Source organism: Acinetobacter parvus DSM 16617 = CIP 108168 (assembly GCF_000368025.1).
Taxonomy (GTDB): domain Bacteria; phylum Pseudomonadota; class Gammaproteobacteria; order Pseudomonadales; family Moraxellaceae; genus Acinetobacter; species Acinetobacter parvus.
Window position 1 is genome coordinate 123,907 of record NZ_KB849211.1, and the last position, 25,649, is coordinate 149,555.

Here is a 25,649-nt window from a genome sequence, read left to right on the forward strand (position 1 = left end):
ATCAAATAGGTCGGCGTAAAGTCCGACGTTTAATGCGCTTGATGGGAATACATGCCTTGTATCCAAAACCCAATACCAGTAAGCCTAATCTTGCACACCGTATTTTCCCATATCTGTTGAAAAACATGGTCATCGATCACTCTAATCAAGTCTGGTGTACAGATATCACGTACATTCCTATGGCTAAAGGCTTTGTCTATTTGTGTGCAGTTATAGATTGGCATAGTCGTAAAGTACTGGCTCATCGTGTATCGATCAGTATGGAAACAGACTTTTGCATAGATGCGTTGCAAGAAGCAATTGTGAAATATGGTTGTCCTGAGGTGTTTAATACAGACCAAGGCAGTCAATTCACAAGCGAGGCATTTTTGAATGAGTTAAAATTGCGAAATATCCGTATCAGTATGGATGGGAAAGGACGGTGGAGAGATAATGTGATGATTGAGCGGTTATGGCGCAGCTTGAAGCATGAGGAAGTCTATTTGAAGGCTTACGATACGGTTAAACAAGCGAAACAATCAATTGCTGAATATTTGGATTTTTATAACATGATACGTCCTCATTCAAGTTTGAATAAGGCAACACCAAATGAATTTTATGATCAACATTTACTAAAAGTAATGGCAGCATGATTTAAATATTTAGAGCGGATTTATCACTTATAAAACTGAATTGAGTGGTCTAATTAACGGAACCACATCACTGATTTAGAAAATATCAAAATCTATCAAAAGAGCAAAAGCTGCAAAATCTAATCAATACCCAATCAAAAAACATCCAGCTTAGAGCTGGATGTTTTTTATGCATGATAAAGACCAAACATTCTCTATTTATCCGTCTCAAACAACGCTGCAACGAAAGACTTAGCCGAGAAAGGACGTAAGTCATCAATCTTCTCACCCACACCAATATAGCGAATTGGCACATGAGTACGGCTTGCGATATTGAATAACACACCACCTTTGGCTGTACCATCCAGCTTAGTAATGGTAATACCAGTTAAACCCACTGCTTCGTCAAAGAGTTGAACCTGATTAATGGCATTTTGACCTGTACCTGCATCTACAATCAGCATGATCTCATGTGGTGCAGTTGCGTCAATCTTCTGCATAACACGTTTAACTTTTTTCAGCTCTTCCATGAGGTTGGCCTTATTTTGTAAACGCCCTGCGGTGTCGGCAATCAGTACATCAATGCCTTTGGCACGCGCACTTTCAAATGCATCAAAAATTACTGAAGCACTGTCAGCACCATGTCCTTGAGCCACTACAGGAATGTCATTACGCTCACCCCAGATCTGTAATTGCTCAGTCGCTGCTGCACGGAACGTATCACCTGCGGCGAGCATGACTTTCTTGCCCTCACCCTGCAAACGCTTGGCAAGTTTACCAATGGTCGTGGTTTTACCCACACCGTTGACACCCACCATCAAAATCACATAAGGCGATTTATTCGGGTCAATATGTAAGGGCTTTACGCGTGGCGCAAGTAAGGCAACCAGTTCTTCCTGTAGTGCTTTATACAATGCATGTGAATAAATCAGGTCACCACGTGCGGTTCTTTCAGTCAAATTGGCGATAATGGTTTTGGTCGCATCAACACCAATGTCTGCAACCAGTAACTGCTCTTCGACCTCTTCCAGCAGTTCATCATCAATTTCTTTACCGCCGATCAGGATATTGACCATACCATCAGTAAAGCTACGGCGGGTTTTGGTCAGGCCATCTTTCATACGACCAAAGAAACCAGCAGATTTTGTGTCATCCTGCTCAAAGACTGGCGTTGATGGTTGTTCTACAGGCGTGGGTGCAGATGTTGCAACTGTGGTTTTTACAACTGGTTCAATAATGGGAATATCGACAGCAGGTAAACTCGGCAATGTGACATCATCATCACCGATGTCAGCATCTATCAAGAATTTATTTTGCACATTCGATTGCTGTTGCATGTCGATTCCTTGAGAATAAAGCAGCTTTTTAAAAAGATTGATAGTCTAGCACAAATTGTTTTCTTTTTCCCGACTGAGCCAAACCATTCATTTATAAATGAAAATGATTCGATTAAAACTTACTCATCCTCTTGTTTCATTGCTGGATATTGTTTAATACGGTTTGATTCAAATTGATAGGCATTCAAAAGCTTTAGGTAGTCTACGCGGCGAATACTGGAATGTCTTAAAACAGCTATCGCCATATGCTGTGTTCTGGGATGGCTGGCTTGTTGTGAAAAATAAATCACCTGTTGATATTGCATTATATTGACAGGGCGTTGTAAGGCATTATAGGCAACGATAAAAATTGAAAAAAGTATTATCGCGACCAGAATATTACAAAATTGATCGACTTTTGTCCCAAACCGAGACTTTAAAACCTGATGTTTAGAAAATAAAGACAACATAACTTACCTCAAAGCTATGAAGTAGTGTATGTGTCTGGTTCATTAAGGACAAGCCTAACGTTCAATAAGTCACAATGAAACAACTTATTGAACGTCCAGAAACTTTATCAATAATTAACCAAGGTACGGACAAAAGCGAAATATAAAATAAAAGCGATGATCACCAAGGTAATAAAAATTGCAAACATCCCTACACCACTCTCTGCATCGGCTGGGTGCAATTCATCATCATCGGCAATATTTTTTAGCTCGCCGTCATAAATCTTATAAAAGCGGTCCTTTTGTTCAGGGCTTAAATGGCTGGCAAAATCGTAGACACGCTTGCGCTGGGCCAAGCAATAATCACCGAGATGAATTTCCTGATGGAAAATGGCTTCATCCAGTAATTTACGATGATGATGAGCCAAAGTAATAATCTGGCTCTCTAATGGTGGAACATCAATGCTTACACCATCAATTACATTTGACATATTGTTCTCCTTTTCTCTTATTCTCACTTTGATTTTACTTAAAATTATTTTCGACAAATGTTTAATCGTGTAAGCTTTTATTTACGAAATGACACGCAATATATTTGACAATTCAATCAATTTTGTCATAATAATTTAACAATTTAAAGTTAAAGTAGCTTAAATTCAAAGTAAAGTTTCTTTGAATAGAATTTGCGGTAATCATAATTAAAATAAGGAGTTATTATATGATTCAACACTTTACACACCATGAACTAGAGCATGTATATGCTAATGCGGTAAATACAATTCAATCACAAAAAAACTTTCAGGATGCAGTGAAAGAGCTTGAAGAAGTAGCGAAAGCAGGTCACGGCAAAGCGGCATTATTTTTGGCAGAGTTGTATTATCAAGGCTTCCGAGTCGAACGTGACTCATTGAAAGCACAGTATTGGCAGAAGATGGCAACCCTACAAGCATAAAGAAACGTCCTTGCGCTACATCAAAGCTTTAATCGCTTTGATCTGCTCAGGTGGCGTTTTTTAATGCCTGCGCAAAATCCGTTCCTATCTTTTTATCCTATATCACCGTTCTTCACTCCACATTCCATTTATCTTACACAGGTCAAAGTGTTAATCGCATCAAAGTATCAATCACTTTATTTTGCATTTTCTTAATACATACAATATTTGCTTACGATTTAGATGAATTATTTAAACATAAATGACATCTAAATTTCTTATAATAAAACATAAGTTTAAATAAGATCAGTTTAATAATATGTATCGGTTTAACCACTTTCAACCAGTATCACGTGAGTTGATGATTAAGATTTCAATTCTAAAAACAATAATGTATTGCGGTGTTCTTTGGGGTTTATATCATCAAGGCTGGGCAATCAAATCTGATCACGACGGTCATGTCTTTCCTTTCTGGCTGAACGGTGTTCAGGCACATCGTTATGCCAAGGCGCATTGGAAAAATTACACACCACGAAAAATTACACCAAAAGATTTTCATGAATCTTTATTGCCAACCCTAACCCGCCTACAAGTTGAGCCTGCTTTATTTAACTCGTCACATCGCAAATTCAAGCTTTCAACACAGCAAATGCAGCATTTCTTTTTTATGCAGCATCAATCTGTAGCGACTGCCTAAAGTTTCCATTGTTACAGTGATGACTTTTTAAACATTCATGAGAAAAAGTTATCATTGTGGCTCAATTAGCACTTTGCAATTAAAACAAATACCGTTAAGTTAAATGAAAATGACAATACAACACAGGTGGATAAACAATGACAATCGTTGCTCAAGTCATCAAGAATAAAGCAGTACAATCAATTTTTACAATCTCACCAAATGCGACTGTACTTGAAGCAATTAAAATTATGGCAGACAAAGGTGTGGGGGCACTGGTGGTTGCAGAAGATGAAAAAGTGGTTGGAATTTTCTCTGAACGTGACTATACCCGTAAGATTGCCTTGATGGAACGGACATCAGAAAGCACTCTAGTCTCGGACATTATGACATCCAAGGTCATTTCAGTCAGCCTAAACCATACGGTAGAGGAATGTCTACAGCTCATGACCGATCGCCATTTACGTCATTTACCTGTACTGGATCAAGAAAAGCTGGTGGGTTTTATCTCAATTGGTGACTTGGTTAAAGCAGCAATGGAAGATCAACGCATCCTGATTGAACAGCTTCAACAATATATCTCTGGTTAATTCTATAAAAATAAAAAAACAGGGCAATTCACTGCCCTGTTTTTTTATTTTAAAAACCTAAAACTATGCTTTTAGAAAGTTCTGGATTGCAGGAACAAGACGTTGCAACAACTCATCTGCCTGAGCTTGAGTCATGTTGAGTGGCGGTAACAAACGAACCACGGAACCAGCCGTGACATTGATAATCAATTTATATTGATCACGGGCAATCGCAACCAGTTCAGCACAGTCTTTTGGTAGTTGAATACCAATCATCATACCAAAACCACGCACCTGTACATTGTAACCAGCCAATTGCGCTTTGAGTTGATCCACGATATAGGCACCGACAGTAGCAGCATTTGCAACCGCATTTTCTTTTTCAAGTGTATCCAGTACTGTATATACCACTCGCGAGCCCAACACTGTGCCACCATAGGTTGAACCGTGGCTGCCTGCACCCAGTAAACCGACCGCTTTACCCTGGGTCATCACCGCCCCAATTGGGAAACCATTGCCCAAACCTTTGGCTGTAGTCATCACATCAGGAACAATACTAGTATGTTGATAGGCAAAGTATTTACCTGTACGCCCATTTCCAGTCTGGATTTCATCCAGCATCATCAACCAGTTATGCTGGTTACATAAAGCACGGACTTCTTCCAGATAGCTAAAGCCTTGTGGTGCAGTATTGACTCCACCCTCACCCTGAATGGGTTCAATCAGGATTGCAACAATATCAGGATGATGGATTGCCGCTTCCTGAATCGCTTCCACATCCCCAAATGGCACACGGATAAAGCCCTGAACTAACGGCGCAAAGCCCTCCTGAACCTTTTTATTGCCTGTCGCAGACAAGGTTGCCAAGGTACGACCATGGAAAGACTGTTCAGCAACCAAAATTTTTGGATTGACAATCCCTTGTTGCGCACCAAATTTACGGGCAATTTTAATTGCGCCTTCATTTGACTCAGCACCGCTATTGGAGAAAAAGATCTCTTCCATTCCAGAAACTTCAGCCAATTTCTGGGCAGCGGCGGTTTGCCAAGGAATTTCAAATAAGTTACTGGTATGAATCAAGGTTGCGGCCTGTTCAGCAATCGCTTCCGCTATCACAGGATGAGCATGACCCAATCCACATACGGCAATCCCAGTCAAGGCATCTAAATATTCTGTCCCATCCGCCGTATATAGATACGCCCCTCGTCCTCGTACAAAGCTGATCGCCTGGCGACCATAAGTTGCCATAAGGTGTGTTGGTTGATCAGGCTGTACAGGAGCAAGAGTGATATTAGTCATAACAAACTCAATCTATCATTAGTTGTAGTGTAAAAAAGTTATATAAGCAAAAACTTGCGTAGATTGAAAGCATAAACTCACATTTATATAAGAAAAATCTTTAACAATAGCTCGTAAACTGTTTTTCAGTATATAATTTGGCAAGATTAGTTGAGGATCTATCTATGACGGAACAAGCGCGTGATACAGTAGCGTTAATTCGTGATCAAATTGCGAAACACCCTGTTTTACTTTACATGAAAGGCACTCCCCAATTCCCGCAATGTGGTTTTTCTGCGCGTGCAGTAGAAGCACTTAGCCAAATTGGTCGTCCATTTGCCTATGTAAATATCTTGGAAAATCAAGATATTCGTGCAACTTTACCTCAAATTGCCAACTGGCCTACTTTCCCACAGTTATGGATCAATGGCGAGCTCATTGGCGGTAGCGACATCATGCTTGAAATGTTCCAGAATGGTGAGTTAAAGCCATTGGTTGAACAGTATAGCCCTGCTCCTGAAGCATAAGCTAAAAAACGAAAGCCAATCAAATGATTGGCTTTTTTATTTGCCTAAACTTACTGTTCACTAAAACCAACATAGCGGAACATTCCCTCCACACCCAAATCTGCCTTATAGATTTTCATTTCAGGATAGTTTGCCTGCGTCACAGTCATAAAAACATTCATGTTTGGATCTTCATGAATTTCATCAACCGATTGTGGCAAAACCGCCTCAAAACGATCAGCAATAAACTCAAAACCTAAATCCATTGCCATGAATAATGTATGCTCACACGGCTGAATATATTGTTCTTGCTGCCAATCCAAAACGGCATGTTGGCAAAAAGGGCATAAAATGTTTTGAGTTGCATCGACAATGTTGATGAGTTGATATGACATAATATTACAGCGTAAAAAATTTGATTCAGTGTAAAAGAATATGATGTATGAATCTATCTTGAATAGAAGGATTTAGCTTATGGCAACACTTGAACAAGCCATTGCACTGGCAGCACAACAACACGCAGGTCAAGTTGACAAAGCCAATGCCCCTTATATATTACATCCGTTAAGAGTCATGCTAAATGTTCCAACGATTGAGCATAAAATTGTTGCTGTGCTACATGATGTCTTAGAAGATACTGAGACAAGCATCGAAGATTTACAGGCGTTGGGATTCCAACCACACATTATCGAGGCAATCGTTGCACTGACCAAACAAAAAGGTGAGTCACGAATACAAGCCGCTCAACGGACCGTACAAAACCCTTTGGCGCGTGTTGTGAAATTGGCAGATATCAATGACAATATGGACTTGTCTCGGATTTCATCGCCAACAAGCAAAGACTTTGAGCGACTAAACGAATATAAACAGGTTCGGGATATTTTGATCCAAAATGTTTAACCATCACGTTTATACTGATTTAACTTGCTCACAAAAGCTGGAGTTTATAGCGTAATGCTAACGGATTTAGATGATTTTTATTGCTTTGCGCTTGTTGTTGAGCATGGTGGTTTTAGTGCGGCTGAACGCGCAACTGATATTCCTAAATCCAAACTCAGTCGCAGAGTTTATAACCTAGAGGAACAACTCGGTGTACGTCTCATTCAGCGAAGTTCACGTCATTTTGCTGTAACAGACATTGGTATGGATGTCTATCGTCACGCACAAGTCATGATGAATGCAGCCCAAGCTGCACATGATGTCGTGAATCATTTAAGCAGTCAGCCACGTGGTGTTATCAAGGTCAGTGTACCTGTGGATATTGCCCAGAATCAAATGGCAAAAATATTGCCCGCTTTCCTAAAAAAATATCCAGAAGTCCGTGTGCAGATGATGGTGAGTAACCGCCGTGTGGATGTCATTAACGAGGGCATTGATTTGGCATTGCGTGTACGTACCAAACTGGACGATGACCCGAATCTGGTCTTAAGACAATTTGAAGCCATTGAACAACGACTTTTTGCCAGCCAGGCCTATTTAAATGAATTCGGGCATTTAACCACACCTGAACAACTGTCTGAACATCGTATTATCAGCATGGCTGAAGAACATCTTGACCAGCATTTTCTACTGTCAGGTCCAGATCATCAGCAACAGAAGAAGATCAAGGTCAACCCTGTGATTATGGGTTCGAACTTGTTGATGCTGGCAGAATTAGCCAGCCAGAATTGTGGAATTGCCCTATTGCCTGATAGCATTGCTCAGGATTTCATTAAATCTGGTCAATTGGTGAAAGTATTACCAGAATGGACTGCGCCACATGGAATCTTCCATGCAGTTTATCCATCACGTCGGGGCTTGCTGCCAGCGGTTCGTGTATTCATCGACTATCTGGTTGAACAACTTACCCTATGTTCCACGATAAAAAGACCCGATTAATATCGGGCCTTTGCTGCATTTATGAAATAGCAGAATAATGTCCTGTTCCTTCTGGCCAAGGGGTGAGCAGTTCAAAACCATCCTCTGTCACGGCAACCATATGTTCCCATTGGGCAGAAAGTGATTTATCCCGTGTTACAACTGTCCAGCCATCACTCAACTCTTTCACCTGCGCCTTACCTGCATTTACCATCGGCTCAATGGTAAAGACCATGCCTTTTTTCAATACCATGCCCTGACCTTTCTGGCCATAATGCAGGATATTGGGTTGTTCGTGGTAAACACGTCCAATACCATGCCCACAATATTCACGGACAATACTATAACCCTGAGCTTGAGCAACAGATTGAATTGCATAGCCAATATCGCCTAATGTTGCTCCAGGTCTGACCGTACGAATACCTGCCAACATTGCATCATAAGTCGTTTCAACTAATTTCTTAGCTTCAGGGCTTGGTTCACCTACAAAGTACATCCGACTGGTATCGCCAAAATAACCATCTTTAATCACAGCCACATCAATGTTGAGAATGTCACCCTCCTGCAAAATCTTTTTGACAGAGGGGATGGCATGGCATACTTCTTCATTGACAGAAATACAGGTTGTTTTGGTAAAACCGTGATAACCCACATTGGCAGGAATAACCTGCAAAGTGTTTACGATGTAATCATTACATATATCATCTAAATATTCAGTTGAAACACCTGGCTTTATATAGGCACCAATCATTTCTAGAACTTGTGCTGCCAAACGCCCTGAGATACGCAATTTTTCAATATCCTGTTCCGTTTTAATGGTCACAGTAGAAGCTCTCATTCGAGATATTCCTTATGTAAAAATCAAATTAATTTCGTAATGCAGAGCCATTTTTATACTGCATTCAATATTTCAGTAGTTTTACGCTTTAGCTCTCAAATCTTCAATCTTTTTACGACTGAAAGACACTTTTTATTTTACATTTAATTTCGATCAACATCATAGGAAAAAAGTATAACAAACGATATTTTTTACTTTTAAAATCTTTTCAAACAATTAAGTTTACCAAAGCTAATCCTATGATTTTAATCATTTCTTTTTAGACAAAAATAAACCGTTTTTCACATAAAATTGGTTTCAAATGACAGCATTTTTATTCTAAAATCCGCACTTTTATTTTATACCTCCCTTTATGAACCAACTTCGTACAGGAGATATTATTGCCTTGGGGTTTATGACCTTTGCACTGTTTATTGGTGCAGGCAATATTATTTTCCCCCCTATTGTTGCCCAGCAGGCTGGTGAACACGTATGGCTGGCTGCATTTGGTTTCTTAATCACCGCAGTTGGTCTACCTGTAATGACCATCATGGCCTTGTCACGTATGCAGGGCTCAATTGAGGTCATTAGTTCCCCTCTTGGTCGTTTTGCCAGCTTATTACTGACCATAGTCTGTTACCTATCGGTAGGTCCGTTATTTGCGACACCACGTACTGCCACCGTTTCTTATGAAATTGGTTTTGCACCATATTTTGGTACATCAAGCAGTAGCCTACTGATCTACAGTGTAATTTATTTTGCTTTTGCCGCAGCAGTTTCTCTTTATCCAAATAAACTGCTTGATACAGTCGGACACGTACTGGCACCATTAAAAATTGTTGCACTTGCAATACTGGGCATCGCAGCTTTTACCATTCCGACAGGTTATATTTCTCCACCGATTAACCATTACGTCAACAGTCCAGTTTCCGAGGGCTTTGTCAGTGGTTACTTGACCATGGACACCTTAGGGGCGCTGGTACTTGGTATTGTGATTATTCAGGCCATTCAGTCCCGTGGAGTAACTGATTCCAAGCTGATAACCAAATATGCAATTATCGCAAGCCTAATTGCAGGTGTAGGCTTAACCCTTGTTTATATCAGCCTGTTCAAACTTGGTTTAGGCAGCCATGAAGTCGCGGCAAATGCAGATAATGGTGCAGTCATTCTGCATGCCTATGTGCAGCATGCCTTTGGTGACCTGGGTTCATTGTTCCTGGCTGGCTTGATTTTTCTGGCATGTATGGTCACTGCGATTGGCTTAACCTGCGCATGTGCACAGTATTTTAATGAATTAACTGGTTTACCCTATAAATTACTGGTTTTTATCCTGATTGGGTTTTCACTGTTAATTTCCAACTTGGGTTTAACCAAACTAATTGCGTTTTCCGTTCCTTTATTAAGTGCAATTTATCCGCCAGCAATCGTGGTGATCATGCTCAGCTTTTTCTGGAAACACTGGAACAAGCCATCGCTGATTGTAGGTTCGGTGACCGCCATCGCTTTCCTTTTCGGTATTGTAGAGGCAATTAAAGCGGCTGGCTTTACACAGCAGTTACCACAATTTATTGATCACTTGCCATTAAGTGAACAAAACCTTGCCTGGTTACTTCCATCATGTGCCGTTCTTATGATTGCAATTGACCGATTATCAGGTGGCAAGAATTAAAATAATTTGTCGTTAAGACCGCGTTTTATCCAAACATGATTTTAGCTATATGAAGAATGCTCCTTTACCCAATGTGCATTTTTTGTTTACGACAATTCCTTATTTTTTAAGAGGCATTAATTAAATAATAGCAATATCATTCATCATGCTCGCATTCTAAATCTTTCAAAATGTAAAAAACACTCTATCATTTTACTGAAAAATACTATAGATTCACATTTAAAATACTTAAAAGTTATAAAAATCAATGTATTTAATGAATTAATCTAAAAAATATTGCAGTTACCTATTGAAATACTCAAAAATTAGCAGTACAACTGAAAGAATAATTCTGACTAAAACACTTAAGTTTTGTCATCACCACAAGGAGGGATGGAGATGTTATCATTACATTTCAACAAGCAAGTCTTCATTAACACTCTGAAGACCACTGATTCGAGCATCTATGCAATCACAACGCTGGCCTTAATGGCAACGTTGTTATTCCAAGGCACTATTATGGGTAACTTAAAACCTGAATATTTCGCCTATGCAATGGTCGTCTCTATGGCTTTCTGTACGTGGGGGATTATTGATCGAAAGTGTCGACAGGTAAATATTGATCGACAAAAGAATTCTTTAGAGAAAATGGATGATTAATCATCCATTTTTTATATCAGTTTAAAAATTTTGCAATTGTTCCACATAATAAAATCGCTGTAGCACCCAGTTCAACAATAATTAAACTTAACATCATTAACGTCATGCACCAGGCTGGAATGGCCCGCTGCCCTAATTGATGGGGCTGCTTAAACTGATTGGTGGTGTCTTTCAACAATCCATGAATGATATAGGTCAGAATGGACATCGCAAAGAAGAATAGGTTTGCAATCACACAAGCTAAAGTCCACATATCAGACAAAACTGTAAAATAGCTCAATGCAGCCAAGATTAAACTGGCGGCGGCATAAAGCAGACTGCTTCGATGAGCAATATCTACATAGTAATGTGCCCGTGCAAGCTCCGTTTTTCTAATTTGATAATATTTCCATACTCCTGTTAGCATCCCCACCCAAAGAAAAATTCCACTAAATATAATCGACAGTTCAGTCGCTTGAGTTAAAACAAACATCCGCTATCCTTTAAATCAGCTTCCTATTAGGGTTTTATATTACATAATAATTGACTTTTAAGTCATTTTTTAAACGGGTTTCTTTTTGGAACTTGTGTAAAGTAGAAATATGCAAATACAAGAGTAGCTCGCTCATGAATAGCCCTGAATCATTTTGGATCAGTTGTAAAGATGGTTATCAACTTGCAGCTCAATTTTATCCTGCACAAAATGATAAACAGCAATATCCCATTCTCATTTGTCCTGCGACAGGGATTACTAAAACCTTTTACCACGCTTTTGCAGAGTGGTTGAGTCAGCAAGGCTATGATGTTCTAAGTTTTGATTTTCGTGGTATTGGTCAATCTCTACATGGAGCACTTAAAGATTCAACAGCCAGTATCAATGATTGGGGACTACTTGATATTCCAGCGGCAATTGATGCTTTGCTGAATCGAACCCAGGCAGAAAAAGTCATTATTATTGGGCATAGTGCTGGTGGTCAGCTTCTTGGCGTTAATCCCAATTATAGTAAAGTTGCCAAAGTTCTGGCAATTGCTGGCTCAACAGGCCACGTAAAAGGCTTAAAAGGTAAAACCAAGCTGCTCGCCCCTATCATGTTTAATGTTATTTTTCCTATTTCCAGCTTTTTCAAAGGCTATGGCGCAACCCAGTTTATCGGTATGGGGGAAAACTTGCCAAAAAATGTGGCAAGGCAATGGGCAGAATTCTGTAGCCAACCTGGCTATGTGATGAATGCGATTGGGAAAAGCATTTTTGATGACTATCATCAGGAAATTCAATGCCCTATTACTTCTTTTTGGGCCTCAGATGATGAAATTGCAACACAGGCAAATGTTGAGGATTTACTGCGTCTTTATCCCAATGCAAAAACCAGGCTCATCGAACTTGACCCTAGGAAACATGGCTATAAACAGATTGGACACATGCTGATGTTTAAAAAATCCCATCAGAAACTATGGCCAGTTTTGGAAAATGAGTTAAAAAACTTGAATTAACAACACTCTTTACCTCAACAATATATACACTTTTACGCAGCTAAACTTGTAATCCTGTTTAGATGCGTCTTTTTCTCTTTCATCTCTGTACACGACAAATTTCACAGAACTCTTATCCTATAGCTATTTTCTTAATAAAAAATAATGCAATCTGCAAAACAAGACAATATATCACTTTTACTTATATATATTTTCATTAAAAACCATTGCAATTATTCAGTTTTACTTCAATTTTTTGATTTACTCACCTTATACTAAGTTCGGTTGTAATGTCGTGAGAGTAATATGCAAAAGGATCTTGAGATCGAGGCAATGAGAGAGTCTGCCGACTCAATTGTAAATGTGCTGAAGTCTCTGGCAAATACGGATCGTTTAATCATCTTGTGCCACTTGGCCAAGCAGGAACTGAATGTTTCCCAGATTGAAGTGCTTACTCACATTTTCCAACCAACACTTTCCCAACAGTTAATGATGCTCAGAAAAAGTAAGGTTGTTACGACACGTCGTGAAGGCAAACAAATTTTTTACTCAATTAGTGACCCTAAACTCCAGGTCGTTTTAAAGACCCTATACGAAAACTACTGTCCAAATATATAAACCTTTTGCTTAAATAAGCAATTGCTACTGAATCGCTTTAGCTTTTTTTATTAATAATATATATTTATATATAATATAAATTATTTATACATAAAACGGTTCAACCTGAATATGTCCATCTTTCCTGCACTGAAATGGCTAAAGACTTATCATCCTACACACTTTAAGGCTGATGTAGTTGCTGCATTAATTGTACTTGCAATGTTGGTTCCCCAAGGAATGGCCTATGCCATGCTTGCAGGGCTTCCACCAGTGATGGGTATCTATGCCAGTATTCTACCCATGATCATCTATGCCTTTACAGGCAGTAGCACCACACTGTCGATTGGTCCTGTTGCCATCATCTCAATGATGGTTTTTTCAGCGCTTCAACCTCTTTTTGCCGTTGGCTCTACCGCCTATATTGAAGCTGCCTGTCTCCTGGCGATTATGGTCGGAATTATTTCACTGATTTTAGGCCTGTTCCGTTTTGGCTTCCTGATCCAGCTCATTAGCCATCCCGTTATCAAAAGCTTTATTATTGCATCTGCATTATTAATCGCTTTGGGACAATTTAAGTTTCTGCTCGACATTCCATTACAGACCAACAATATTCCAGAGTTTATTGGAAGTTTGGTCATTAACTTCCATCACATCAGTTTTCTAAGTATGGGCGTGAGTTTAGCGGCAATCAGCATACTGGTTTTTCTGCCTAAATGGGTGCGATCAGATTTTTTAAATAAGACCATTCCCCTGTTATTGGTTTTAAGTTCAATTATTGTTGTGTATGCATTCAGTCTGGATCAACATGGGCTGAAAACTGTTGGGATCATTCCCACAGGTCTACCCAGTTTCCATTTTCCGACATGGAATTTTGATCTGGTTCAGAAACTACTTCCCAGCGCATTTATGATTGCCATGATTAGTTTTGTTGAGTCACTGGCGATTGCGCAGGCCACCGCATTGCAAAAGCGTGATGACCTCAATAGTAATCAGGAGCTGATCGCTCTAGGCTTGGCCAATATTGCGGCAGGGATAAATATGGGATTTGCAGTTTCAGGAAGTTTGTCCCGTACGGTTGTCAATAGTGATGCAGGTGCAAAAACACCTATGTCTGGGGTCATGTCCTCATTATTGATGATTGCGGTCAGCCTTTATTTCACCAGTTTTTTTCAAAATCTGCCGCTAACAATTCTGGCTGCCACGATTTTTGTTTCCATCTGGAAACTGATCTCATTCCTACCCTTTTTTGAAACCTGGAAATATTCCAAGGCCGATGGGTTGGCCATGTGGGCAACATTCTTTGGTGTCACCTGTATTGATATTTCGACAGGACTTGTGATTGGAATCATCCTTACATTTATTCTTTTATTATGGCGGATTAGCCGTCCACATATTGCCGTGATTGGTCTGGTTGAGGGTACACAGCATTTTAGGAATGTATCCCGCTATGATGTGCTTACCACAGAAACAATCGCATCTTTCCGTATTGATGAGAACCTTAACTTTCTCAATGCGCATGTGCTAAAGGGCTATATCATCACGGAACTCAGCCATAATCCACAGATACAGCATGTGGTGATTAACTGTTCCAGCATCAGCAATATTGACCTCAGTGCCGTGGAAATGCTGGAAGACCTTAATAGGGAATTATTGCAACTGGGAATTCAACTGCATTTATCTGAAGTAAAGAGCCCAGTCATGGATCGGCTCAATTCATCCAGGTTAATCAATATGTTAAGTGGAAAAATATTTTTATCCCACTATCAGGCCATACAAACACTTTCACCTGAAATCCTGCACCCATAAATCCATCTTTTTAGCTCTTTTTTCATACAAAAAGATGTGCCAGGTTTCTATAATAGGACTTACGCAAAAAGCATAAAATTTTGCGAAAGCGGATAAAAATATAGTAGCATAAAGAGATGAAGAAAAAAGCTATCACCCGCTTAGACTACTGTCAATATTTACTGGTAAGCCAAACCAATTACACCCTTACCAACTACGCAGAACATCATCCTGAATCAATTAGTCATGACCGCATCAATCGATACCTACGTCATGACAAACTAAAACCCAAGCTCGTATGGGAAAAAGTCAAAGACGACATCGTATTAGACGACGATGGCTATCTTATCTTTGATGACAGCATACTTGATAAAAATCATAGTCACAAAATTGAATTGGTTAATCGCCAATACAGTGGCAACGCCCATCGCATTATTAAAGGCATCTGCATCGTTAACTGTATCTATGTCAATCCAAAGACCGAACAATACTGGCTCATTGATTACCGTATTTATGACAAAACCACCGATGGCAAAAGCAAACTTGACCATCTAAAAGACATGCTACAGCACAGTATTGAACACAAACAAATTAAATTCAAATATGTGCTCATGGATACCTGGTATGCCACCAAAGACATCATGCTGTATATTGATAACTTACAAAAAATCTATTATTGTCCTTTAAAATCCAATCGCAAAGTCGATGATTCAAAAGGCGTAAACCCTTACAAAGCAGTCAACGAATTAACTTGGACTGACCAAGAGCAACAAAATGGCAAACTGATTAAAATACATGCCTTTCCTAAAGATTACAAAGTGCAACTGTTCCGAGTAGTGGTTAATGAAAACCGCACGGACTAGATTGTCACCAATGACACCACTCAGGATTCATCAGATGGCACACGATTGGTGTGTGCCATCCGCTGGAAGATTGAGCAGTTTCACCGAGAACTTAAACAACTCACTGGTATTGAAGCTAATCAGTGTCGTAAGGCTCGTATTCAGCGGAATCATATTTGTTGTTGTATGCTGGTTTGGCTGCAGTTAGCCAGACAGGCTAAACGGTTAAAACAATCTTTATATCAGGTTAAAAGGGGTTTACTCAGTGATTATTTGCGTGAGCAGTTACTCTCGCCTTCGGTCGTCTTTGCGTAAGTCCTAATAGCTTTATTTAAGCCAAAGGTTGATTCTCATTTAAGCCGAAGGCTGATTCTCTAAGCCCCTTAAAAAATGGGCAAACCCTTCATCAGCGCGGGCATCAAGGCGACTGCTAGTCACCACACGCACCAAATTACTCCAAATAATGGGTAAATTGGCTTGCTCAAATTTTTTCACCAAACCCACATCTTCGTGGCAGGTTAATTCATCAAAACCACCCACCGCCAAATAATCTTGACTAGCAAAGCTCAAATTCGCCCCGTGGATATGGCGATGATTCATACAATCTTGATAATGGGCGAGGTATTGCTGTTTGGTGCTCTCTGACAATGCATCCCAACAATCAATGCTCACCACGCCACATATCATAGCTGTGGGTTCGGCTTTTAGGTGTTTGATTTGTGCAACTAACCAATCAGCTTCCACCATACTATCAGCATCGGTGCAAGCAATCCAATCCGCCCCTTGTTCAATCAAGTAGCGCACGCCCAAATCCCTGACTTTACCCACACAGCGAAACTCACAGCGCAGCCAGTCTACGTGGGCGTTTTGTACTTTTGATAAGGTGTCATCATCACAACTATCTAGCACGACCACCGTTTGTACCGCTATGTCGCTTGATAGCTGAGCAATCGCCTGTTTAATCGCATCCAAACACGCGGTGATGCTATCGGCTTCATTATGGGCAGGGATGACTATGCCGATTTTTTTGGGCAGCCGCTGTGAGACTGGAGTATTTGCCATGATGCTTTTCTCAGTTATTCCACTAGATTTTCTTGCTTGGCAAGGCTTTGGTGATTGGCTTGCCAAATGGTCAACAAAAAATCTTGGTCAATCACATGGCTTTGCTGACGGTAATGCAGCTGTTGTTGCAAACAGTCGTGGACTGTTTCGCCTGTCAGTTGAAACCCGTCAATCGGATAGCGCCAATGACAGGCTAAAATCACGCCATTGTCGGTCAATGCGCTGTTGAGCCAAGCGATGACTTCGGTCAGTGCCTCAGGCGCCAAGTAGTATAAAATCTCACTGACCACAATCAAATCAAATCGCTCACTGGGCAAATCCTGCGGTATCAAGCCTTGCAAAACTTGCACATGCGCCTTTTCTTGCAGACGCTCACTGGCAAGTCTGACTGCCTCAAGTTGCCCATCCACACACCTCAAATAATCGCAGCGCTGGGCTAACTGCTCACTAAATACGCCATTGCTACAGCCCAGTTCAATCGCCTTGGCAAAATGCGGGTAGGGCAACAATGACAAGCAAATCGCGCGTTTTCGCACTTCATACCAGCGTTTTTCATATTGCCAAGGGTCGCTACTATCGGCATAGATTTGGGCAAAATACGCTGACACATCAGTCATGAAGATATACCTCAAACGGTTGGCTAAGCCTAGTTAACGTGGTATCTGACAAAATAGGCGCTGTTTCTGTTGTTGGGTCAGCATAGATTTGGCTGCTAAAACAGCGCATGGCATAACTTTTTCGCTGCGCCTGCAATTCGCTTAAATCAAATCGCCATGCCTTGTGCCAGGGAATACGGCTATCGCCAGGTTTTGCCCAATGCCATGCCCAAATCAGCACTTGATAGCAGGTCAAATTTAGGCGACTTTTAAACTCATGGGCAAAACGCTGTACCACTTGCCCAGTGCCTTCATGGTCGGGATGACCATCGTACGCAAATGGGGTGATTAAAATATCAGCGGGCTGAATCAGCGATGTTAACTTGTCAAAAAAATCCGCTTGTCGCCCAAAAACTTCGCCATCAGGAAAATTCAAGCTTATCATCGACATATTGGGCAAATCCAAACTGCTACCCAGTGTTTCAAGCGCAAGCTGGCTTTCAAGTGCGCGGATTTTTGCCAGTTTGTCGGTCGGATACAGCGGTGAGTTAGGGTGGCTTTTCTCGCCTTGGGTAACGCTAACAATCAATACTTGATTGCCTTGAGCCACCAACGCTTGCAGCAAGCCACCACAGCCCAAAATCTCATCATCTGGGTGCGGCGCAAAAATACACACGCGCCGATGGGTGGGAAAATGGGTTGGTATATCCAGTCGGGTGAGACTCTCTAACCCTTGCCAGGCTTGCCAGTCTTGTGCAGATGTGCCGTTGCCTGCAATTAAACGGTCACCCACAATCGGATGCAGTGGGGCGGGCTTGGAATCTACAGTTGCCATAATGCCCCTTGTGAATCGCCTTGCTGTTGGGCAGTCAATTTGCCAATCGCTTCACTGTCAAATGCGCCATGGGTTTGACGGATAAATACCGATAAATCTGCCGACAGCCGTGCAAAATGGGCATTTTTGCAATAAGGCGTTGCGCCCAAGGCTTTACCAACTTTTTCAAGCACTAGCATGGCGGTAGTCTCCACTTGCGCTCTTAAGATACGGATGGGGAGTGCATGACTTTGGCTCGGCTCACTGTCGATTAATTGCGCAACCTGATGAAAGTACGCTTGGGTGACACTGAGTGCTTGCGACACTTCGCCAAGATAATGTGCTTTAAAGGCTTGGGGTTTTTGCTGATAGCTGTCCAATAAAAACTGTGCCAACTGGGCTGCCGCGCCATACCAACAAGCCGCTACCCCTGCCGCACCCTGCCAAAACCCTGGGCGGTCGAGATAAGGGCTGCTAATCGCATTTGACATGACTTGGGTGGCATTAGCGCCTTTTAGATGGAGCGTGGCTGTCGCCGTGTAGGGCATACCAACCGCATACCAACCGCTGTCATCAATGGTGACTTGCGGCTGCTTCATGGCTAACATCAACAATTGGGCGTTATTTTGGGCATCTCGGAAACTAACCAAGCCATGATCGACAAAGGTCGCACCCGAACACCACAGTTTTTGTCCCGTACATGTTTCGCCATCAAAACGCAGTGGGTTATCACCGCCTTCTGCTGCCCATACCGCCCATATGCCTTCAGCGATATCGTCCACGCCCAATTCTGCCAGAATCGCCAATGCATCAAGATGCGACTCAAAAAATTTAACCAAGTTCAAGTCACAAGCGGCGACCTGTGCCAATACTTGCCAGCGCTGTAAAGTATGACCGTTTGCGGGCAAGGCAATTTGGGCGGACAAAAGCACCAACTGCGACAAAGTTTGCTTTAATTGTGTCACATAAGCGGCATCGCTTAGTTTAGGTGATGTATCAATCGCTCTGCGAAAGTCTTGCAAAATAGCGGTGATTAATTTGCCCAAGTCCGATTGGTGATAGTCGGTAGGTAAAGCATGATCCAACACTGGTGTCATTGTGAGTTTCTCATTGGCTGTTTTGTTGTCTATTTCATTGTCTGTTTTATTGACTTATTTGGTTTTGTCCATGTCGGTCAAATCGGTCAAAAAATGCGCTCGCCACGTGTCAATATCGGTCTCATAAATGCCTTTTAGTAGCGATTGGTGACGTTGTTCCCGTTGTTGTTTGGTGATGGTCAACGCTTGGTATAAGCCCTCTATCATGCTGTCGTTGCTATTCGGGTCGACCAAGATAGCTTGCTGAAGTTGGTGCGCTGCCCCCGCATTTTTAGACAAAATCAAAACCCCTGCGTTTTGTTCATCCTGTGCGGCAATGTATTCTTTTGCCACCAAATTCATACCGTCTTTTAGCGAGTTAACCCAACAAATTTGGCATTGCCTAAATAACGGCATTAAATTGTCATGACTGACGGGGTCTTCTTGATAGATAATCGGTTGCCAACTGGCAGTAGCAAATTGGCTATTAATTTGCTCAACTAGGGTATGCACTTGTTGTCGTAACTGTTGATAAGTTTGAATATCGAGACGGGACGGGCAAGCAATTTGATATAGCTGAATTTGTTCAAGATATTGTGGATAACGCTGCAAAAAGGCGGCAAAAGCTTGTAAGCGTTCGGGAATACCTTTGGTGTAATCCAGACGTTCTACCGCTAAAATCGTGGTGATGGTTGAAGTGAGATTTTTTAATACAGATTGGTCTGACAACGGTTGACTGGCAAGATGGCGAATATGGACAGGATTGATACCAATCGGATAGGCTTGTATTAAGGTGGTATGATTGCCATGGGTAATGAGTGTACGCGCATTTGTTTGCGTAATCTGGATGGCGTGGGGGAGTAGCTGCTCAATCACTGCGACACAATTTTGAGCGTCTTGTTGGGTTTGTAATCCAACCACATCATAATCGAGTAATTGATGGATTAACGTTTGACCATAGGTCAAAAAATCCCACACCCATAACTGGGGAAACGGAATATGTAAAAAAAAGCCAATGCGCTGTTTCATGCCTAAGTCACGGCAATGCCTTGCTACCGCAAAAAAATGATAATCTTGTATCCAAATCATATCGTCAGGCTGCGCGATTTGCTGTAGCTGTTTGGCAAACATACGATTGACAGCTTGATAAATGCTAAAATCTTCACTACTTGATACAATCAAATCCGTGCGGTCATGCATCCCCGCCCAAAGTCGATTATTGGCGTAACTACAGTAATATTTTTCATATTGTATGGGTGAAAAAGCCGTCGTGACATAGGTGACTTTGTCGTGCTGCTCAGTCGCAAATTGATTGACGGTATCGGGCATATCGCTGATATTTGTCACCACTTGACCGTTCCAACCGACCCAAATACCGCCATCTTTGGCAAGGGCTTCTTGAAGCGCTACCGCCAACCCGCCTGCCACAGCTTTAGATGACTGTTTATTAGGTAAATTAACCCGATTCGATAACACAATCAACTTTGACATAGAGTCAATAACCCTTGAAGTAATGCGGTAACCGCTGAGACGTCGCTCACATAATAATGGGCATGGGTGGGTTCACAACCGACTTTGACACCAATTCCTTTAATATCACTGCCTTTCTTATTTGAGGTATCCCCATAACTTTGTACGGCAATAAATCCTGCTTCATCGGTCACATCATCGCCGATAAATATCGGACGGCAATGAGGGTGATAGTGGTTTAAAACATGGTTAATGGCACTGCCTTTATCAACCCCTTGCGGCAATAGCTCATACACACATTTGCCTGCTTTAAGTTGCCAATCATTAAAATCATGCCCAATAGCTTGCATGATGGTTAAAGCGCTATCGGCAAGTTCGGGATGCTCACGAAAATGCAGTGCCACACCAAAAGGTTTTTGCTCAATGCGCCAGTGTGGATGATTACCAGTGGCGTTAATGACGCTTTGATTAAGTTGTTGTAGCTGCGCTAAATCGATGTCCACCAAAGAATAGCTATCGATTAGCGTATCGCATTGCAAACCATGACTACCAATCACCGGCAGTTTTAACGGCGCTGTCAAACGTCTAGCATCGGCAACTGAACGCCCCGTTACTAGCCAAATGGGTAGATGATTTTGTAACTGCGCTAAAATTGCTAAATTAGCATTGCTGATAAAACTTTGCTGGGGATCGGGGTGAAATTCACTAAGCGTCCCATCAATATCTAACAGTAGCAACAAACCAGAAACCCCTTGCACAACTTTGGCTAAATTATTAGCTAAAAGTTGTGAGGGGCTAGTGACTGAATGATAGGTAATGGTATGAAGGTGACTAATGCTCATTTAATCATTCTAAATAAATCAAAAATATCCCTATTAATTAAAGCTATCCATGACGAGGTAAAATTACGGCGTCAAAATCACTTTTCGACACTCTTCTTCACGTTTTTCAAAGATTTCATAGCCTTTTGCCGCATCTGATAGATTCATACGATGGGTAATAATCGCTTCAGGCGATAAATCCCCATTTTCAATATGCTCAAGCAGTTGTGGCAAGTATTTATGTACATGGGTTTGACCCATTTTAAAGGTTAATCCTTTGTCAAACGCATCACCCATCAAGAAACCATGAATCGGACCTGCATAGACCCCAGGAATACTGACTGTACCACCACGGCGTACCGCTGCCATACACTGACGTAATGCCGCGCCACTTGAGCCTTCAAGCTTGAGCGTGGTTAATACGGTTTCAACTATGCTACCTTTTGCTTCGAAACCAACGGCATCAATCACCGCATCGACACCACGATGCCCCGCAGTTTGCTCAATAATCGCTTCTGCGGCATCAACTTTGTCAAAATTGACAGGAATTGCGCCATACGTATCCTGTGCGTATTGCAGACGATAGTCATTGTGGTCAACGATAAATATCTGTGCAGCGCCTAACATTTTGGCACAGGCGGCTGATAGCAAGCCCACAGGTCCTGCACCATAGATAGCCAAGGTCGAGCCTTTGGTGACATTGGCATTCGTCACCGCTTGCCAAGCAGTCGGCAAAATATCCGATAAGAACAACACTTTCTCATCAGGCAATGAGCCTGGGACTTTAAAAGGACCAAAATTGGCTTTTGGCACACGCACATATTCTGCTTGTCCACCGGGCACACCGCCATATAAATGACTAAAACCGAACAATGCCGAAGGTGGCGGAATTAGCTTTTTGTTCATCGCCGCGCCGGGACCCTCATTGGTGGTCTCACAGGCTGCCATCAAATCATTTTGACAAAAAAAGCAGCTACCACAGGCAATTACAAAGGGTATCACCACACGATCGCCTTTTTTTACCGCCGTGACGTCAGCGCCCACTTCTTCGACAACCCCCATAAATTCATGACCAAAAATATCGCCTTCTTCGGTCGCAGGGATTTTGCCACGGTATAAATGTAAGTCCGAGCCACAAATGGCGGTAGCGGTGACTTTTAAGATAATATCATCTTTGGCTTGTAATTTTGGGTCGGGCACATTGTCGACTCGAACATCTTTGGCACCGTGGTAGGTTAATGCGCGCATGGGTATGACTCCTAGTTATTGTTTTTTTGACTGTTATCTGACCAAATAATACAGCGCCACTGAACTGATATGTGGCGTTATCATTTGATGTTTTGTAGAGTAAAATGCGCCATGCACGGTTTTTGTTTATTTATGTAGTAGATAGGTAAATGTAATGTAAGCTGCCTTACAATAAACCATTGAAAATATTATATAATAGGACTTACGCAAAAAGCATAAAATTTTGCGAAAGCGGATAAAAATATAGTAGCATAACATAAAGAGATGAAGAAAAAAAAGCTATCACCCGCTTAGACTACTATCAATATTTACTGGTAAGCCAAACCAACTACACCCTTACCAACTACGCAGAACATCATCCTGAATCAATTAGTCATGACCGCATCAATTCTTTGATGACAGCATACTCGATAAAAATCATAGTCACAAAATTGAATTGGTTAATCGCCAATACAGTGGCAACGCCCATCGCATTATTAAAGGCATCTGCATCGTTAACTGTATCTATGTCAATCCAAAGACCGAACAATACTGGCTCATTGATTACCGTATTTATGACAAAACCACCGATGGCAAAAGCAAACTTGATCATCTAAAAGACATGCTACAGCACAGTATTGAACACAAACAAATTAAATTCAAATATGTGCTCATGGATACATGGTATGCCACCAAAGACATTATGCTGTATATTGATAACTTACAAAAAATCTATTATTGTCCTTTAAAATCCAATCGCAAAGTCGATGATTCAAAAGGCGTAAACCCTTACAAAGCAGTCAACGAATTAACTTGGACTGACCAAGAGCAACAAAATGGCAAACTGATTAAAATACATGCCTTTCCTAAAGATTACAAAGTGCAACTGTTCCGAGTAGTGGTTAATGAAAACCGCACGGACTAGATTGTCACCAATGACACCACTCAGGATTCATCAGATGGCACACGATTGGTGTGTGCCATCCGCTGGAAGATTGAGCAGTTTCACCGAGAACTTAAACAACTCACTGGTATTGAAGCTAATCAGTGTCGTAAGGCTCGTATTCAGCGGAATCATATTTGTTGTTGTATGCTGGTTTGGCTGCAGTTAGCCAGACAGGCTAAACGGTTAAAACAATCTTTATATCAGGTTAAAAGGGGTTTACTCAGTGATTATTTGCGTGAGCAGTTACTCTCGCCTTCGGTCGTCTTTGCGTAAGTCCTATATAAAAAACTTTTAAAAACATTGTGTTAATTTTTACAATATTTTTAGATTAAATAGGTTGCAAAAAAAATTTATTATTCACGGTTCTTGGGTATAGAATACCGCGCTTGTTTAACCTTAAACCGCGCACTGGTTTATAAGGCTTTTATATGTTTAATGTATTGTCTCGCTTAAGTTTAGTCAGCAAAATTATTATCGCTATTTTTCTAGGGGTTGGCGTGGCATTGCTTTTCCCTGGCTTTACACCCTACCTAAGTTTATTAGGTGAATTGTTTATTAAAGCATTAAAGTCAGTTGCACCGATTTTAGTGTTTGTTTTGGTTCTTGCCTCAATCGCAAATTTCCAAGTGGGACAAAACTCAAATTTGAAACCTGTATTGGTGTTATATGTGGTTGGAATGTTGCTTGCCGCATTCAGCGCCGTAATTGCCAGTATCGTGTTTCCAAGCCAGCTATTCCTGCATCTGGCAACCGAGACCACCCTACAGGCACCTGGAAGCCTTACCGATATTCTAAAAAATCTGCTGTTAAGCTTTATTGCCAATCCCGTTCAGGCGATTAGTGAAGCGAACTTTATTGGTATTCTGGCGTGGGCAGTGGGTTTGGGACTGGCCCTGCGACATGGTTCAGATTCAACCAAGCAAGTGTTGACAGATGTTGCTGATGCGGTCAATAAAATTATCCATACCGTCATTGGTTTTGCCCCTGTTGGTATTTTTGGCTTGGTGGCAGTGACCTTTGCCGATGCGGGCTTGGCAACCCTGTCCAGCTATGCGCATTTATTGATGGTTTTAATTGGAACAATGATTTTTGTGGCATTGGTGATTAATCCGATCTTGGTTGGCATCACAATGCGGGCAAATCCATATCCCTTAGTTTTTCAATGCTTAAAAGAAAGTTGGATTACCGCATTTTTCACCCGTAGCTCAGCCGCCAATATTCCTGTAAACCTCGATCTGGCGCATCGTTTAGGTGTGAATGAAGCGATGGCGAGTGTTTCAATTCCATTGGGTGCAACCATTAATATGGCAGGCGCGGCAGTTACCATTACGGTATTAACACTTGCCACGGTAAATACCCTAGGCATTCATATTGATCTTAGCATGATGCTGATTCTCTCTATTGTCGCAGCAGTTTCCGCCTGTGGCGCTTCAGGTGTTGCGGGTGGTTCTCTGTTACTTATTCCTGTTGCATGTAGCTTATTTGGTATATCATCAGAGATTGCAATGCAAGTCGTTGCAATTGGTATGATTATTAGTGTATTGCAGGATTCAACCGAAACCGCGTTAAATTCATCAACCGATGTTCTGTTTACTGCTGCTGTAGATTTCCGAAACCGCTAGAATTAGTAGTTTGAGCTTGCT

The 25,649-nt window shown here is 41.4% G+C and carries 27 protein-coding genes and 2 pseudogenes; 15 read left to right on the forward strand and 14 right to left on the reverse strand.

The features are described from left to right. On the forward strand, positions 1–632 hold a 632-nt coding region (locus F988_RS02705; protein ID WP_004680915.1), incomplete at its 5' end, for an IS3 family transposase. Between the two features lie 194 nt (positions 633–826). Here F988_RS02705 and ftsY read toward each other — a convergent pair. From ftsY to F988_RS02720, 3 genes are all read right to left on the reverse strand, one after another. Then, entirely contained in the window at positions 827–1,948 is a 1,122-nt protein-coding gene (gene ftsY / locus F988_RS02710) for a signal recognition particle-docking protein FtsY (RefSeq protein WP_004680916.1), read from the reverse strand. Between the two features lie 119 nt (positions 1,949–2,067). After that, positions 2,068–2,397 carry a hypothetical protein gene (locus tag F988_RS02715; protein WP_004677764.1) on the reverse strand — a complete coding sequence of 110 codons (330 nt, stop codon included), beginning with the start codon at positions 2,395–2,397 and terminating at the stop codon, positions 2,068–2,070. Between the two features lie 107 nt (positions 2,398–2,504). Then, positions 2,505–2,867 carry a hypothetical protein gene (locus F988_RS02720; RefSeq protein ID WP_004677765.1) on the reverse strand — a complete coding sequence of 121 codons (363 nt, stop codon included), beginning with the start codon at positions 2,865–2,867 and terminating at the stop codon, positions 2,505–2,507. 227 nt (positions 2,868–3,094) lie between these two features. Here F988_RS02720 and F988_RS02725 point away from each other — a divergent pair, with 227 nt between their 5' ends. The 3 genes from F988_RS02725 to F988_RS02735 all read left to right on the forward strand — a co-directional run bounded on the left by F988_RS02725 (position 3,095) and on the right by F988_RS02735 (position 4,573). After that, positions 3,095–3,328, forward strand: coding sequence for an SEL1-like repeat protein (locus tag F988_RS02725; RefSeq protein WP_004680917.1), 234 nt, complete (start codon positions 3,095–3,097; stop codon positions 3,326–3,328). Between the two features lie 298 nt (positions 3,329–3,626). Next, complete coding sequence (locus F988_RS02730) at positions 3,627–4,004, forward strand: DUF2750 domain-containing protein (protein ID WP_004677770.1); 378 nt, start codon at positions 3,627–3,629, stop codon at positions 4,002–4,004. A gap of 137 nt (positions 4,005–4,141) precedes the next feature. Next, positions 4,142–4,573 (forward strand): CBS domain-containing protein, encoded by a 432-nt coding sequence (locus F988_RS02735; RefSeq protein WP_004677771.1) that lies wholly within the window; start codon positions 4,142–4,144, stop codon positions 4,571–4,573. Between the two features lie 63 nt (positions 4,574–4,636). Here the strand turns inward: F988_RS02735 and F988_RS02740 are convergent, their stop codons facing one another. Next, on the reverse strand, positions 4,637–5,851 hold the full coding sequence (locus F988_RS02740) for an aspartate aminotransferase family protein (RefSeq protein WP_004680918.1): 1,215 nt from the start codon (positions 5,849–5,851) through the stop codon (positions 4,637–4,639). Positions 5,852–6,015: 164 nt separating this feature from the next. On the opposite strand from F988_RS02740, the gene grxD reads away from it, so the two are divergent. Continuing rightward, positions 6,016–6,357, forward strand: coding sequence for a Grx4 family monothiol glutaredoxin (gene grxD / locus F988_RS02745; RefSeq protein ID WP_004639270.1), 342 nt, complete (start codon positions 6,016–6,018; stop codon positions 6,355–6,357). Positions 6,358–6,407: 50 nt separating this feature from the next. Here the strand turns inward: grxD and F988_RS02750 are convergent, their stop codons facing one another. Further along, positions 6,408–6,731: a hypothetical protein gene (locus F988_RS02750; RefSeq protein WP_004680919.1), complete on the reverse strand. Its 324-nt coding sequence runs from the start codon at positions 6,729–6,731 to the stop codon at positions 6,408–6,410. 79 nt (positions 6,732–6,810) lie between these two features. On the opposite strand from F988_RS02750, the gene F988_RS02755 reads away from it, so the two are divergent. Both F988_RS02755 and F988_RS02760 read left to right on the forward strand, forming a co-directional pair. Then, positions 6,811–7,236 (forward strand): bifunctional (p)ppGpp synthetase/guanosine-3',5'-bis(diphosphate) 3'-pyrophosphohydrolase, encoded by a 426-nt coding sequence (locus tag F988_RS02755; protein ID WP_004680920.1) that lies wholly within the window; start codon positions 6,811–6,813, stop codon positions 7,234–7,236. Between the two features lie 54 nt (positions 7,237–7,290). Further along, positions 7,291–8,214, forward strand: coding sequence for a LysR family transcriptional regulator (locus tag F988_RS02760; protein ID WP_004680921.1), 924 nt, complete (start codon positions 7,291–7,293; stop codon positions 8,212–8,214). 19 nt (positions 8,215–8,233) lie between these two features. Here the strand turns inward: F988_RS02760 and map are convergent, their stop codons facing one another. Next, complete coding sequence (gene map / locus F988_RS02765) at positions 8,234–9,031, reverse strand: type I methionyl aminopeptidase (RefSeq protein ID WP_004680922.1); 798 nt, start codon at positions 9,029–9,031, stop codon at positions 8,234–8,236. Between the two features lie 352 nt (positions 9,032–9,383). On the opposite strand from map, the gene brnQ reads away from it, so the two are divergent. Both brnQ and F988_RS02775 read left to right on the forward strand, forming a co-directional pair. Beyond that, positions 9,384–10,679: a branched-chain amino acid transport system II carrier protein gene (brnQ, locus tag F988_RS02770; protein WP_004680923.1), complete on the forward strand. Its 1,296-nt coding sequence runs from the start codon at positions 9,384–9,386 to the stop codon at positions 10,677–10,679. A 378-nt stretch (positions 10,680–11,057) separates the two neighbouring features. Beyond that, entirely contained in the window at positions 11,058–11,318 is a 261-nt protein-coding gene (locus F988_RS02775) for a hypothetical protein (protein WP_004680924.1), read from the forward strand. Positions 11,319–11,334: 16 nt separating this feature from the next. Here F988_RS02775 and F988_RS02780 read toward each other — a convergent pair whose 3' ends face one another. Beyond that, complete coding sequence (locus tag F988_RS02780; RefSeq protein ID WP_004680925.1) at positions 11,335–11,790, reverse strand: hypothetical protein; 456 nt, start codon at positions 11,788–11,790, stop codon at positions 11,335–11,337. Between the two features lie 134 nt (positions 11,791–11,924). Here F988_RS02780 and F988_RS02785 point away from each other — a divergent pair, with 134 nt between their 5' ends. From F988_RS02785 to F988_RS02800, 4 genes and pseudogenes are all read left to right on the forward strand, one after another. Further along, positions 11,925–12,788 carry an alpha/beta hydrolase family protein gene (locus F988_RS02785; RefSeq protein WP_004680926.1) on the forward strand — a complete coding sequence of 288 codons (864 nt, stop codon included), beginning with the start codon at positions 11,925–11,927 and terminating at the stop codon, positions 12,786–12,788. A gap of 285 nt (positions 12,789–13,073) precedes the next feature. Continuing rightward, positions 13,074–13,385 (forward strand): ArsR/SmtB family transcription factor, encoded by a 312-nt coding sequence (locus tag F988_RS02790; protein WP_004680927.1) that lies wholly within the window; start codon positions 13,074–13,076, stop codon positions 13,383–13,385. 90 nt (positions 13,386–13,475) lie between these two features. Further along, positions 13,476–15,173 (forward strand): SulP family inorganic anion transporter, encoded by a 1,698-nt coding sequence (locus F988_RS02795; protein ID WP_026040085.1) that lies wholly within the window; start codon positions 13,476–13,478, stop codon positions 15,171–15,173. A gap of 116 nt (positions 15,174–15,289) precedes the next feature. Further along, a pseudogene (locus F988_RS02800) lies at positions 15,290–16,309 on the forward strand (IS701 family transposase). Positions 16,310–16,348: 39 nt separating this feature from the next. Here the strand turns inward: F988_RS02800 and F988_RS02810 are convergent. The 7 genes from F988_RS02810 to F988_RS02840 form a co-directional block, all read right to left on the reverse strand. Beyond that, positions 16,349–17,056, reverse strand: a complete 708-nt coding sequence (locus tag F988_RS02810) for a glycosyltransferase family 2 protein (RefSeq protein WP_004680930.1) — start codon at positions 17,054–17,056, stop codon at positions 16,349–16,351. A gap of 14 nt (positions 17,057–17,070) precedes the next feature. Next, positions 17,071–17,673 (reverse strand): class I SAM-dependent DNA methyltransferase, encoded by a 603-nt coding sequence (locus F988_RS02815; RefSeq protein ID WP_004680931.1) that lies wholly within the window; start codon positions 17,671–17,673, stop codon positions 17,071–17,073. Next, complete coding sequence (locus F988_RS02820) at positions 17,666–18,487, reverse strand: PIG-L deacetylase family protein (RefSeq protein ID WP_004680932.1); 822 nt, start codon at positions 18,485–18,487, stop codon at positions 17,666–17,668. The genes F988_RS02815 and F988_RS02820 overlap by 8 nt, the downstream gene beginning before the upstream one ends. Continuing rightward, on the reverse strand, positions 18,475–19,563 hold the full coding sequence (locus tag F988_RS02825) for a hypothetical protein (RefSeq protein ID WP_004680933.1): 1,089 nt from the start codon (positions 19,561–19,563) through the stop codon (positions 18,475–18,477). Before F988_RS02825 ends, F988_RS02820 begins: the two co-directional genes overlap by 13 nt. A 54-nt stretch (positions 19,564–19,617) precedes the next feature. Continuing rightward, complete coding sequence (locus tag F988_RS02830; protein WP_004677800.1) at positions 19,618–21,033, reverse strand: alpha,alpha-trehalose-phosphate synthase (UDP-forming); 1,416 nt, start codon at positions 21,031–21,033, stop codon at positions 19,618–19,620. Continuing rightward, the gene (otsB, locus tag F988_RS02835; protein ID WP_004677802.1) at positions 21,021–21,854 is read right to left on the reverse strand and encodes a trehalose-phosphatase; all 834 of its coding nucleotides are present in this window, start codon (positions 21,852–21,854) and stop codon (positions 21,021–21,023) included. Before otsB ends, F988_RS02830 begins: the two co-directional genes overlap by 13 nt. Before the next feature lie 63 nt (positions 21,855–21,917). Further along, complete coding sequence (locus F988_RS02840; RefSeq protein ID WP_004677804.1) at positions 21,918–23,081, reverse strand: zinc-dependent alcohol dehydrogenase; 1,164 nt, start codon at positions 23,079–23,081, stop codon at positions 21,918–21,920. A 281-nt stretch (positions 23,082–23,362) separates the two neighbouring features. On the opposite strand from F988_RS02840, the pseudogene F988_RS14290 reads away from it, so the two are divergent. Together F988_RS14290 and sstT are read left to right on the forward strand one after the other, a co-directional pair. Then, positions 23,363–24,279, forward strand: a pseudogene (locus F988_RS14290) (IS701 family transposase). A gap of 155 nt (positions 24,280–24,434) precedes the next feature. Next, positions 24,435–25,628: a serine/threonine transporter SstT gene (sstT, locus tag F988_RS02855; protein WP_004680935.1), complete on the forward strand. Its 1,194-nt coding sequence runs from the start codon at positions 24,435–24,437 to the stop codon at positions 25,626–25,628. Positions 25,629–25,649: the final 21 nt, after the last annotated feature.

What these genes read in the sequence shown, in the direction of transcription:
- F988_RS02790 (WP_004680927.1), top strand. Translation starts at nt 13,074, where the DNA reads ATGCAAAAGGATCTTGAGATCGAGGCAATGAGAGAGTCTGCCGACTCA.
- brnQ (WP_004680923.1), top strand. Translation starts at nt 9,384, where the DNA reads ATGAACCAACTTCGTACAGGAGATATTATTGCCTTGGGGTTTATGACC.
- F988_RS02840 (WP_004677804.1), bottom strand. Translation starts at nt 23,081, where the DNA reads ATGCGCGCATTAACCTACCACGGTGCCAAAGATGTTCGAGTCGACAAT.
- F988_RS02740 (WP_004680918.1), bottom strand. Translation starts at nt 5,851, where the DNA reads ATGACTAATATCACTCTTGCTCCTGTACAGCCTGATCAACCAACACAC.
- F988_RS02830 (WP_004677800.1), bottom strand. Translation starts at nt 21,033, where the DNA reads ATGTCAAAGTTGATTGTGTTATCGAATCGGGTTAATTTACCTAATAAA.
- map (WP_004680922.1), bottom strand. Translation starts at nt 9,031, where the DNA reads ATGAGAGCTTCTACTGTGACCATTAAAACGGAACAGGATATTGAAAAA.
- F988_RS02810 (WP_004680930.1), bottom strand. Translation starts at nt 17,056, where the DNA reads ATGGCAAATACTCCAGTCTCACAGCGGCTGCCCAAAAAAATCGGCATA.
- grxD (WP_004639270.1), top strand. Translation starts at nt 6,016, where the DNA reads ATGACGGAACAAGCGCGTGATACAGTAGCGTTAATTCGTGATCAAATT.
- F988_RS02725 (WP_004680917.1), top strand. Translation starts at nt 3,095, where the DNA reads ATGATTCAACACTTTACACACCATGAACTAGAGCATGTATATGCTAAT.
- F988_RS02730 (WP_004677770.1), top strand. Translation starts at nt 3,627, where the DNA reads ATGTATCGGTTTAACCACTTTCAACCAGTATCACGTGAGTTGATGATT.
- F988_RS02785 (WP_004680926.1), top strand. Translation starts at nt 11,925, where the DNA reads ATGAATAGCCCTGAATCATTTTGGATCAGTTGTAAAGATGGTTATCAA.
- F988_RS02735 (WP_004677771.1), top strand. Translation starts at nt 4,142, where the DNA reads ATGACAATCGTTGCTCAAGTCATCAAGAATAAAGCAGTACAATCAATT.
- F988_RS02715 (WP_004677764.1), bottom strand. Translation starts at nt 2,397, where the DNA reads ATGTTGTCTTTATTTTCTAAACATCAGGTTTTAAAGTCTCGGTTTGGG.
- F988_RS02775 (WP_004680924.1), top strand. Translation starts at nt 11,058, where the DNA reads ATGTTATCATTACATTTCAACAAGCAAGTCTTCATTAACACTCTGAAG.
- F988_RS02720 (WP_004677765.1), bottom strand. Translation starts at nt 2,867, where the DNA reads ATGTCAAATGTAATTGATGGTGTAAGCATTGATGTTCCACCATTAGAG.
- F988_RS02755 (WP_004680920.1), top strand. Translation starts at nt 6,811, where the DNA reads ATGGCAACACTTGAACAAGCCATTGCACTGGCAGCACAACAACACGCA.
- ftsY (WP_004680916.1), bottom strand. Translation starts at nt 1,948, where the DNA reads ATGCAACAGCAATCGAATGTGCAAAATAAATTCTTGATAGATGCTGAC.
- sstT (WP_004680935.1), top strand. Translation starts at nt 24,435, where the DNA reads ATGTTTAATGTATTGTCTCGCTTAAGTTTAGTCAGCAAAATTATTATC.
- F988_RS02825 (WP_004680933.1), bottom strand. Translation starts at nt 19,563, where the DNA reads ATGACACCAGTGTTGGATCATGCTTTACCTACCGACTATCACCAATCG.
- F988_RS02820 (WP_004680932.1), bottom strand. Translation starts at nt 18,487, where the DNA reads ATGGCAACTGTAGATTCCAAGCCCGCCCCACTGCATCCGATTGTGGGT.
- F988_RS02760 (WP_004680921.1), top strand. Translation starts at nt 7,291, where the DNA reads ATGCTAACGGATTTAGATGATTTTTATTGCTTTGCGCTTGTTGTTGAG.
- F988_RS02750 (WP_004680919.1), bottom strand. Translation starts at nt 6,731, where the DNA reads ATGTCATATCAACTCATCAACATTGTCGATGCAACTCAAAACATTTTA.
- otsB (WP_004677802.1), bottom strand. Translation starts at nt 21,854, where the DNA reads ATGAGCATTAGTCACCTTCATACCATTACCTATCATTCAGTCACTAGC.
- F988_RS02815 (WP_004680931.1), bottom strand. Translation starts at nt 17,673, where the DNA reads ATGACTGATGTGTCAGCGTATTTTGCCCAAATCTATGCCGATAGTAGC.
- F988_RS02780 (WP_004680925.1), bottom strand. Translation starts at nt 11,790, where the DNA reads ATGTTTGTTTTAACTCAAGCGACTGAACTGTCGATTATATTTAGTGGA.